The following is an 11,064-nucleotide window of genomic DNA, read 5'->3' on the forward strand; positions in this document are numbered from 1 at the left end:
CGAGCGACCAGCTGGTCGAAGCGCATCAAAAGCTCCTCGGGCATCGCCACCGAGAAGCGCATGAGGTCGTTGCTCATGACGCGCGCCGCTTACACGAGGTTTACGGTGACACCAGGAGCGTTTTCCGCGTCGTCTTCGAGCGCGTCTTTCGCCTCGTCGAGCATGGCGCGCACGTCGTCGAGCAGCGCCTGCACGTTGTGGAGCTTCTCGTTCGTCTGCGCAAAGCCGGCATCGCCCGCCTGGTGGGCAAGCGTATGGGCCCAGCGGCGCTCCAGCTTGATGTGATCGTCGATCTGATCGATCATCTGGGAAAATTGACCCGTGTTAATACCGTTCGTGCACATAAGCAGCCTCCTTCATCGCGTCGGGCGAATAGGCGCATCTCGCGCACAATCGCAAACCCGGCACTTTGTTTCTTGCTATCATGGGTTCAGGTATACCCCTTCAGGCCACCCAATGGGGGATTGATGTGAAAGAATCCACAAGAAGTAACATTTATGAGGCGAACGGCAGCCTCGTTTGGGACCTGTACGCCGACTATGTGTCGGGGTCGCGCACGACACTCGCTTGCGCAATCGGCTCCCGCAAGGCAAGCGAGACAGCGCAGCATGCCCTTGAAAGCTCGATGGCCGCCCTCGGCTACGGCGGCGCGCTGGCCTTCGTGACCCTCGCCGTCGACGAGATCCCGCTCGGTGATGTCGACCTGTTCACCCTTGTGGAAGGAATCGATCCGCTTGCGATCGTGGCGACGGATGCCGCCGCAGCGGCCCGGCTCGCGCGCGCTTATCGGCAAAACGTCCCTGTCGACGAGACCTGTCGCATCTTCTGCCGCGACGCCGTAGCGTTTCGAGATTTGGAGGGCATGCTTGAGACCCCCGAGGGGAAGCAGCGCGCCTGGGCGCTGTTCAAGAAGCTTCCCCGCCTGGGGAAATAGGAGAAGGCAGGCCGTCATTCGCAGCCTCGCCGCGTACGTGCGCAAATCATCCCCGGAAACGAGAAAAGGCCGCGGGGGAGGCGGCCTTGTTCTCGGACGAGTGGAGTGAGGAGAAATCTTTGGAACGATTAGAAGAATAGCCCTTCAATTATTCCACGTCAAGGATATATTTATCCTCAAAGAGAAATAGGACACATCAGGCCGAAGCGTTCCGCAAATTGCGAGACGCTTCGGCCTTTAAAGACACTCCTTAGATCAGCCCTCAGATCCCTTGTCCCTACAGAATTCCCAGTTCAAATGCGTTTCTCAGCACCATAGCAACGCGTTCGCGCGCGATGGACTCGCCGGGAACGAGCGCTCGGGTCCCATCTTCAAGCTCGTAGCCCTTGACGAGCTCCACATGAAGCGCCCAGGCGGCAGCGGTTCGCGCCCACGGCGAGATATCGTCGGCATCGGTGATGGACCCGAGTGACGACGGGTCGGTAGGCGCGCCCTTTAGGTTGTACAGGATGAGCAGCAGCTGCTCGCAGGTCACCGGGTCGCTCGGTCCGAAGCCCGTGCGCTCGCCGTTTTCCCCTTCGTAACCGTTGATCACGCCCGCCGAAACAGCCCAGTTCGCAGCTCCGGTGTACCACTCGCCATTCGCCACATCGGGAAGGCCCGTCTCGTTCTTTGACTCTTCGGCGACAAACGCTGCTGCGGCGTCGGGGTCGGTGTATCGCCAGAGGATCATCGCAAGCTCGGCGCGCGTCAGGCTGTTCCCCACGCCGAAGGCATCGGAATCCGAGTAGCCACGCATGAGCCCCTTCGCAACCACGAATGAAACACCAGGTGCGTACCACTCCCCGTAGTCGACGTCGCTGAAGGTGGGCTCGTCGGGGCCGCCAGGACCCTCGCCCTCGACCGTCACCGTGATGTTCAGCCGCTCGGAATACTCGTCTTCCAGACCTTCCTTGTAGGCCGCGATGCGGTAGTAGCCGTTCTCCGTCAGCGTGATGGGGCCGGCGTAGACGATGCGACCCTCGTCTCGGCACGGGCAGGTGTTGTTCGTGCTGTAGTAAATGGTCGCGCCCTCTTCGGCGGAAAGCACAAGACGCGTGCCCCACGGTACCGTGACGTAGTTCTCCTTAGGAGCCGATGCATCAAGCGTTACGCTGCCGAGCGTCGCTACCGGACGAGCGGGGCGCACTTGGTCAGCGCAGACGCGCACGTCGACGTCCTTCGCGAGCGTCGTATCGTCAACAGCGACGAAAAGCCCCGACAGCCCCGCGAGGACGCCCTGCACGTCAAACGTCGCCTTGCCCTCGGAATCGGTCGTCACGGCACCGGCGGAAAGCGACGCGATTTCGGTGGAATCGATCGCCGCGCTCACCCTCACGCCCGGAAGCGGATTGCCGCTTGCGTCTCGCACGTATGCGACGACCTGGGCCTTGTCACCTTCGATAACGGATATTCCCTGCTCAATGTTGAGTTTCAGCTCGGCTGGGCGCATGCCAACGGTAAGCTCGCCGCTCGACCATGTGCCGCCGGCGACCGTTGCGCCCGCGTAATTCTTCGCACCCGAAAGACCAAGGCTCACCTTCGACCCTGCAGGAAGCGGGGTCGCGGGCTTTATGCGCAGCACCTTGGAAAGCTTCTTCCCGCCGGCTCCGTCCGTCGCCTCGATCCATTCGAACGCGACGTCATCGAGTCCCGCAAGCGAAAGCGCATCCACAGCGCCCGAGCTCGCATCCATGTACTGCGAAAACTCAATCTCGATGCAGTCGGTGTAGGCGTTCGCGCGCGCTACGGTTGGCGCGTCGGTCGACACGAGCCCCAGCTTGATGCCGAGCTGGATGGGCGGCACGGGAAGCCATGCGGACCTCGCCTCCCCATACCCCGCCTTCGTCACGCGAATCTGGTACCATCCCGTCGGAACGTCCCAGTTGAAGACGCCGTTCGCGTTGGTTGTAAGCGGGTTTTCCTGCTCGTAAGGCTCGGCGTTCCATTCCCGCTCGTTCGCCCCCTGATCATCATCCGCTTCCCAAATCGTCGCCGTCGCGCCCTCGACCAGGTTCGACTCCACCGCTTCGTACACGAAGCCCGACGGATCGACGGCGCAGTTCGCGCGGTACTTGGCGTAGCGCGCCTCGAGCGCGGTTTGAGCGTGGGCATCACCGTGACCTGCGCGCTCGGCGAGCTGCGCGTCGGTCATCTCGCCCGGATTCATCACGATCTTACCCTCGCACGAGCGCTCGCGAAGCGCTCGCGCGTATTCGTAATTGGCCTGGGCCTCGTTGAGCTTCTCGGCGCGCAGCGTGTTCGCGGTAACCGACGACGCGTCGTTCAGCGCTCCCGTAGTCATGATGGCCACGCCCGCCGTGCCGCCGCTCGCGAGCGTTGCCGCAGCGCTTCCCGCCGTCAGCGTGATGGCAACCTTCGCGTTCGACTCGTCCTGGTACGCCTGAACCTCAAGCAGATCGCGAAAGATGTAGCCCTCGGCAAGCTCCTTATTCATGGCGTTGAGGCATTTTATGTCGTCCTCGGACTTCGGATCTTTGCGCGCGAGGTTGTCGCGCTGGATCTCCAACCCCTCAAGGTCGCCCTTGAGCTGGTTGTATGCCGTCCACGAAGCCTCGTAGTTGCCGATCGCGTCATTCGCCGCATAGCAGGAGAAACCCGCATCGAGCGCGCCTAAGCCGGCGCCGATCGGGTTTTTCATCTTTGCGGACACGCCCCACATCTTGGCTTCGACCTCCATGCCCTTCAGGCGGCGCAGGTTCCGCGAGACCTTGCCCGCGAGCTCGTCGACGCCGACCTTATTCCCAAGTGCTGTGAATGCCTTGCGGCGAGACGTCACCATGCTCGTGATGTTCTCGTACGCGCTGGCGGCGACGGCTATCTTGTTCGTGTCGACGGAAAGCTGCTGGTCGCTTTCGGCGATGTCCTCGAAGTCAGCCTCGAGATAGATCGGGTCCTCGTCATCGCTTTCGTTGTCGTAGATATACGCCGAATAGCCGCTGATCGTGTCGTCGTCTTTCGGTTTGAAGCCCGCGTTGCCGCCGAACTGCTGATATCCGCTCGGGTTTACCTTGCTCCGCTTCACTTTCACGCCGGCGTTCTTTGCGAGCGACGCGGTGAAGGCGTCCGTCCACGAGTCGTACTGGGTGAGCGAGCCCACGCCGATCATCTTGCCGATTTCGTCCTCGCAGCGCTTGAGCGCGGCATCGTTTTGGGAAACGGCGTTCTTGATGGCGGCGATGTCCGCCTTCGTCGCGGGGTCGGCATTTGCCTCGGCAGCCGCCCAATCGGCGTACCATTCGTCATCGGGACTGTAGGCGTCCTCGAAGATCATCTTGTCGATGGTGATGCCGTCGGCATTGCCCGAGCCGCCGAGAACGGCCGAAGCGCTTCCAACCTGGCTCTTAATGGCGCTGGCCAGCTCCTTGGCGCTCACGCCCTCGCTGTCCTTTGCCAAATCTTCCGCAATCCCGTCGATCAGCTTGTCGAACTCCTCGTCGATCGCTTTCGCCTCATCGGCAAGCTCGCCGCTTCCCTTCACCAACACGCTATTGAACTCGGCTTTCTTCTTGTCGGCCGATTCATTCGCCTTCTTCATCGTGATTTCAGCGTCGACCACCACGAGCCCGAGCGACGTAGTCGAGATCGCGTAGGTCTGCGGCACGAACACGTTCTCATAGGAACCTAAACTGAAAGGCCTACCATCTTCCTCCCAGTCTTTCACCATCTTGAGATAGCCCTCATCGACGTATTCGCCGGTGAAGCGCGCCGCGTTCTGTCCTTCTTCGCGCTTTTTCAGGGGAATCTGCACCGTCTGCCCGCCCATGCAGAGCACCATAAGCGACAGGCCGTCTTGCAGCTTCGCCCCGTTGGCCGTGCTAAGCGTCAGGTCGAACGTCCAGTACGCGTTGCGCTTGTTCGCGAGCTGATGCCGCGTGACGAGGCCCTTCCTCGTTTCCTCGCCGTTTTCGATAAGCGTCTGCGTGTAGCCGCGATTGGTCACCTTGAAAGTGCTCACCTTTGCGCGGGGGACGTACTTCACGTAGGCGGTGTCGCAGGGTTTGCCTGCAAGGGCCGTGCACGCCTCTTCTTCGCTGTCGCCGTAGGCCGCCGTCAGCCTTACCCGCTCGTTCATGATCGTGCCAGCGGGAAGATTGTACGTGAGCGACGCGTAACCGTACCCACCGACCAGCCCCGTCGCAACGGGGCTTCCATCGCCGTCGCCAGCCCTCAGGGCCACATACTTGTCGTACGGAGCATACACGAGCGCCTTGTTGCCAGATGCGTCTGCCTCGTCGGAATCGAGCGAAATGAAGCCACTCACTACATCAAATGCCGCCGAGCCCAGAGGCACCGTGGCGCCGTTTTCCAGCGTGAGCGATGCGCTTACGCTGTACGCCTGCTTGAGCTTCGGGGTCAGGCAGATGTCGATCGCACGCGATGCGCCCGCATCATCGTCGTTCGAAAGGTCAAAGATCAAGGCGCCGTCGGAAAATGCGCCATTAAAGCGCTTGCACTCATCACGTGACTCGCCGCGAATAATTGTGCTGGCGCTGGGATATTCCACCTGGTCGTCCGCGAGCGAGAGCGCAAGCTTCGTCGCTTTCGTGCCGTTGCGGAGCGTATAGCTCGCACGCAGGTAGATTTCGCCGCCCTCGACCACAGCGCTGCTTCGCGCGATGAAGCCGCAGGATTCGATCCCCGCGCTCTTGCGCCACGAGGAGACGTCGAACGCGGGTGCCTCCAGCACGACAAGCTTATCTTTGCCGTTCTCGATGGCAATCGTCGTCTTCGCGTACTGTTTGCCCTCTTCAAGCCCCGCGAGCTCGAACGCGGCGAGCGTCGGCGCGGTAAGCTTCACGCCGCTTTGGCTCACCGCGACAACGGTGTATTCGCCCGCTGCAAGCTGGGGCGTCTTCGCCTTCATGATAGGCGTTGCTTTATCGGTGTCGTAGCCCATGAACGCCGTGTCACCGCTCGCCGCGAGCTTACCCTGCGCATCGAACGCCATGACGGTGCTTGCGCCCGCAAACGAGCTTTTAACCTGCACCGTTGCGGTTCCCAGCTTCAGAAGCTTCACGTCGAAGGCCCCCGCCTCGGGCTTCGCCGCAACCGTCGCGCCGGCGAGTTTCAGCGCCGGGTCGGGCTCGACGGAAAGCGTGAGCTCCGCGTTCGCCTCCGAAAGCGTCTCCGATAGCACGAATCCCCAATTCTGTCGCTCGAAATCCTTTCCCTCGCCCTCTTCAAGCGGCGTGGTGCCCCGCGAAAGCGTGAGCGTAAGCCCGTCGGCAAGCGCCATCGGCTCATAGACGGGGCTGCCCGCGTCGTTCAAACTCGTTTGCGCCATCACGTTCACCGCCATGTTGCGCGAGACGGGAACCCTCTCCATGCAGTTAGCTCCCTCACCGCTCGTGACGATCTCGCCGACGCTCCATTCGCCCGCCATCTCCGATGCCTGGCGCGTGATTGCCTTGTCGTAGTAACCGGCAAGCGAGACGCACACGGTCGCCGACGCGTTCGTGAACGCGAGCGCCTTGAACGTGCCGTCCGCGGCCACTTCGACCGCCGTGCGCTTGCCGTTTTGCAGAAGCGTCACGCTCGCGCCCGCGGGAACCTTGCCCGAAACCTGCACCTGCTCTTCCATCCACTGGAACGTGTAGGCGGGTTTACCAGGGTTCTTCTCGTCCATTTGCCCCGCGACGGAGTCGGCGAAGCGCTTGATCCACGACGGTGTGCCTTCCGAGTTGGACGCATAGGCGATGATGGTTTGCCCGATGGAGAAGGGGTTTTTGCAACGCTGTCCGTCAAGCTCCAGCGAGCCGCCGCTTTCAAACGAGAAGTCGGGGTTCATCACGCGCAGCAAGGGCGCGTTGCGCTTGCATATCGTCTGGCCGGAGCCGTCCGCTTCGTTGATTTCGTTGTTGAAGACGTCTTCCCCCATCGACTTCACGCTTTGGGGAATCACCACCTCCACGCCCTCAAAGGACGGGATTGCGCCCCCAGCGCCGTTCGATAGGTGGTAAAACGCCTGGTCGCCGATGTATTCCACACCAGAACCGATAACGACGGAGCGAACATGGGTGCACTCCCGGAAGGCGCCCGACTCGATGCGCTTCACCGTGTCGGGAATCACGATTTCCGTGAACGGCTCGTCCGTGCCGCCTCCGTAGGTGTCGGACGCGCAATTCACGAACGCTGCGCGGCCGATCACGGTCACGCTGGCGGGAATACTTGCCACCACGTCGTCGGAAAGCGACTTGCACCCCTGAAACGCATATTCGGGGATGGCCGTGAATTCGGAGTTGTTTGGCCAGTTCACGGCTCGCAAACCTTGACACTCGCTGAACGCCGACTCGCCCATCGACTTCAGGCTGTCGGGCAGCGCGATGGTCTCGATGGCCGACTCGGCGAAAGCGCGCGAGCCAAGCCTGGCCACCTGGGAACGCTCGGCAAACGTCACGGTTTTCAGGTTCTTTCGCTCCTGGAAACCGCCGACCTCGACCACGGGGTTGCCGTCGATGGCTTCGGGAACCTCGGCCGCCGTCGCGCCATTATCGATACCGGTGACGGTAATCTCGTTCGTTTCCCCATCGATAGTGAAGTACAGCTGGGCGGGCGTGGTTGCGCCTTCCACATACCCGCTGTCGCTTTCAGTCTTTATGCCCGCAACGCCCTTCGACGTGGCCCAGCGCTCGGCTTCCGCGTCGTAGGTCGCCTCGGACGAGTCGCCCTGAAGCGCGATGTCTTCGGTCGAGGCCGATGGGGCCGAAGCCGCCTGCTCGTTCGAAGCCGCCTGCTCGCCCGAAGCCGTGAGCTCTTGCCCGCTCGCCTTGGGCGCGCCTTCTTCCGCAACCGATGCGCCCGCGCCTTCGGTCGCCTCGGCGAACGCGGGCGCCGGCACAAGCCCGAACGCGAGCACGCATGAGAGAGCGCACGCCAGGACCTTTCTTCTCGCTTTGCTCTTCTTGCTCATAGGAGCCTCCTCGCCTTCGGGGGATGAGTTTAAACCGGCAGGAAACGGTGCCAATCCATCTCATCATTATGAGAAAGCAAGTGATGTTGCCTAGGTTCATATATGCGAACCAGGATGTTGACCAGCCCTTTTTCGAGCGCTCAAAATCGAGCCTTCGCCGAGGGGCGAAAGCGCCGAAGCGCGAAAAGGTCGATGCGAATCCCGAAGGTTCCTTACGAGAAGAACGTGGCGTTCAGCCACGGACCGTATTCGCCCGTCCACATGGAGCCAAGCTGGTCGAAGACGACCGCCCAGTCGATAGTTTGCCCGAAGAACAGCTCCAGATAGTTATGGCTGTCGATCACGCGCTCGGGCGCTGCGGACAGATTCTCCTGCGCGATGGTGTACGTGCAGGTGGGGCACATGGTGACAAGCGTGTTCGCGCCCGTTGAGCGGGCTTCGTCAACCACGCGCATGACGCGGCGCTTCGTGATGTCGGGGTCGTAGCCTGCAACGGCGCCGCCCGCCCCGCAGCACAGCGTCTGCTTGCGGCGCTCGTCCATCTCACGAATCTCAACCTGCGGCATATAGCGACGCAGCACGCCGCGAATCGCCCGGCCATGGCGCCCGTCGTGGCGATCGTGGCACGAGTCGAACACCGTGACCGAGGGCACGATCGAGGGGGAAAGCCCCGCCGCGCGAACCGCCGCGTCAACGTCTTCCGGCATGCCATCGGCGCGCAGTGCGACCCCTGCCGTGCGCTCCATTTCGCGACCGCGCTCCAAGATGAGCTCGGGCAGCGGGATGATATCGATATCGTCGGCCATAAGCTCGGCGAATTCTTCACCGCAACCAGGGCAAACGGTTATCATACGCGTGATGCCCGCGGCCTTTATCTGCTCGAAGATCTTCTCGCGATGCGCCGCGGCGCGATCGAAGAAGCCCGCGCTCATGAGCGGACTTCCGCAGCAGTCGTCGGACATGCACCATTTGAATCCCGCAGCGGTAAGCCATTCGCCCACGCGGCGGGTCAGATCGGGCGCGTAGCTCACGAGCGAGCACCCGGGGAAGAACACCATATCGAACGTTCCCGGCTCGTACGCCGCCGCGTCGCGCAGTGCGACGATTTCAGGATAGCCAATGCCGAAGATGGCGCGGTAGGCGCTGAAGATATGCCATTCGTTGTCGACCATTGTGAGCTTTTCGGGCTGGTAGAGCCCCGATTGCATGAACAGCTCGCGCCAGTCGCGCATACGGTCGGGGGCGAGCATGTGAACCGCGCAGTCCGCCGTGCAGTAACCGCAGAAGCAGCAGCGGCGAAGCGCGTGGTACATGTCGTAGTTCGACTGCATGAGCTCGGCCACCGCGGCGGGGCGCTCGTCAGCGGGAAGGGACATGATGCGGTCGTACGCTTCCTGAACCGTGCCCACATCGAGGCCAGGTTCCTTGAGCACCTCGCAGCGAAGCGTGCAGCGCTTGCAATGCGCGCACTGCATCTTCTTGTTTGCCCAGCGTGAAAGCATGCTGAGCGCAGGAGAAGCCGCCTGGTCGATCTCGGCCAGCTCGTCTGCGGTCAATTTCCGCACCCTCGTTTGTTTGAATTGCCCCGTTTTCATGAGGAACAGTGTAGCGCACAAGAAACCCGAAGCATACGAAGAAACGCCACGAGGCGGGGCAATCTCGCGAAAGGATAGGCAACGAACCCGAACGCGACTCCAGGGGCGAGCAAAGCGACCCGAATGCGAGCACCCAAGCGCAAAGCGAGCGGGATACCTTTTTATCGGGCGTGGTTGCGCGCAGGCAGATTGCGTGGCGGCAAGGGAGCACAAGAGTTTGCTACCATGCAGCCATGAATCGGTTCACGAACAAGGCAATCATTCCCGCATCTTGCCTGGCGGCTGCAGGCTGCGAGCTTTCGCAACGAGGAGCCACCGAGATTGCAAAAGGAACCTGCGAGCTGGCACTTTCCCTCGCCGTCGCACATTGCAAGGAGCGCGCATAGCATGAATGAAGCAGGCATCGCACAAGACGCGATTCCGCAAGAAGACTTCCTCGACACAAGCGGCCCCAACGAGGCAGGCATGGTCGCGCAGCGCTTCCTCGCGTTCAACACCGCAATCACGCTGCAGGCGTTCGCACCCGAGCAAGCCTGCCTCGCTGCTTTCGAGCGCGTGCGCAAGGGGGCGCGCAGGTTCGAGCGGCTCTTCTCAAGAACGCTTCCCCATTCCGATATTTCACGCTTGAACAGGGCGAAAGGCATCCCTATCGAGATTTCGCGCGACACGGCCGACCTTTTGGAGTGCGCGCTTTCCTACTGCGCCGACAGCGACGGGCGATTCGACATCACGATGGGCGCTGCCGTGCAACTGTGGGATCTGCGGCGCGCGATTATTCCCTCGCAGGATGCGCTTCGCGAGGCCGTCGCTCATGTCGACTGGCGCGGCGTCCGCGTATGGGAAGAGGGCGGGCGCCATTTCGCCCAGCTCACCGACCCGCAAGCTGCGGTCGACGTCGGAGGCATCGCCAAAGGATGGATCGCTGACAGGTTCATGAACGCCCTCGTCGAAACGGGGCTGGAGAACTTCCTCATCAACTTGGGAGGCAACGTGGTAGCGCACGGGGAAAAGCCCGGCGGCACAGCGTGGAATATCGGAATCCGCGACCCCATCAACGAGGGCGCTATCGTGGGAGCGGTGCCGCTTCGCGACGCGTCCGCGGTGACGAGCGGCATCTACGAACGCTGTTGCGAGGTCAACGGGAAGTTCTACCACCATATCCTCTCGCCCGAAACGGGGATGCCCGTGGAAACCGACGCCGCAGGAGCAACCGTTATCGCCAACCGATCGGTCGACGCCGAGGGGTATTCCACCACCTTGCTCGCACTTGGCACCGCGCGGGGGCTCGCCTTCGCGCGAGAACATCCCGCCATCCGCAAGGCGATTTTCGTCACGCGCAACGGGGACGTGCTTGAATCGTAGCGGAGCCCATCGACGCTGAATTTCACCCCTCGTTCCGCTCGGGGGTGTTCAATTGAATCGCGGAGGAAACGGAAAGCCTGAGATACAAAAGACCCCGCCGAAGCGGGGTCTTGAGTTTATGGTGGTCAGAGGGGGACTTGAACCCTCGGCACGCGGATTTTCAGTCCGCTGCTCTACCAACTGAGCTACCTGACCATATG

General features: G+C 61.9%; 5 protein-coding genes and 1 tRNA gene. 2 read left to right on the top strand and 4 right to left on the bottom strand.

Annotated features, from left to right (window positions below; genetic code table 11):
* Positions 1-89 precede the first annotated feature (89 nt).
* Positions 90-344, bottom strand: coding sequence for a dynein gamma chain protein (locus Q0G18_RS07605; protein WP_296059321.1), 255 nt, complete (start codon positions 342-344; stop codon positions 90-92).
* Between the two features lie 125 nt (positions 345-469).
* Here Q0G18_RS07605 and Q0G18_RS07610 point away from each other — a divergent pair, with 125 nt between their 5' ends.
* Positions 470-934, top strand: a complete 465-nt coding sequence (locus Q0G18_RS07610) for a hypothetical protein (protein WP_297151557.1) — start codon at positions 470-472, stop codon at positions 932-934.
* Between the two features lie 277 nt (positions 935-1,211).
* On the opposite strand, the gene Q0G18_RS07615 is transcribed toward Q0G18_RS07610, so the two are convergent.
* Both Q0G18_RS07615 and Q0G18_RS07620 read right to left on the bottom strand, forming a co-directional pair.
* Complete coding sequence (locus tag Q0G18_RS07615) at positions 1,212-7,907, bottom strand: leucine-rich repeat protein (RefSeq protein WP_297151560.1); 6,696 nt, start codon at positions 7,905-7,907, stop codon at positions 1,212-1,214.
* A gap of 212 nt (positions 7,908-8,119) precedes the next feature.
* Entirely contained in the window at positions 8,120-9,463 is a 1,344-nt protein-coding gene (locus tag Q0G18_RS07620) for a (Fe-S)-binding protein (protein WP_297151563.1), read from the bottom strand.
* A gap of 426 nt (positions 9,464-9,889) precedes the next feature.
* Between Q0G18_RS07620 and Q0G18_RS07625 the strand changes: the two genes are divergently transcribed.
* Positions 9,890-10,864, top strand: coding sequence for an FAD:protein FMN transferase (locus Q0G18_RS07625; protein WP_297151567.1), 975 nt, complete (start codon positions 9,890-9,892; stop codon positions 10,862-10,864).
* Between the two features lie 119 nt (positions 10,865-10,983).
* Here the strand turns inward: Q0G18_RS07625 and Q0G18_RS07630 are convergent.
* Positions 10,984-11,059 (bottom strand) — tRNA-Phe (locus Q0G18_RS07630).
* Positions 11,060-11,064: the final 5 nt, after the last annotated feature.

Origin of the sequence: uncultured Ellagibacter sp. (genome assembly GCF_934636505.1) — a bacterium.
Taxonomy (GTDB): Bacteria; Actinomycetota; Coriobacteriia; order Coriobacteriales; family Eggerthellaceae; genus Ellagibacter.

Excerpts from the sequence above, each read along its gene's own strand:
- Q0G18_RS07605 (WP_296059321.1), bottom strand. The coding sequence starts at position 344 with ATGTGCACGAACGGTATTAACACGGGTCAATTTTCCCAGATGATCGAT.
- Q0G18_RS07615 (WP_297151560.1), bottom strand. The coding sequence starts at position 7,907 with ATGAGCAAGAAGAGCAAAGCGAGAAGAAAGGTCCTGGCGTGCGCTCTC.
- Q0G18_RS07625 (WP_297151567.1), top strand. The coding sequence starts at position 9,890 with ATGAATGAAGCAGGCATCGCACAAGACGCGATTCCGCAAGAAGACTTC.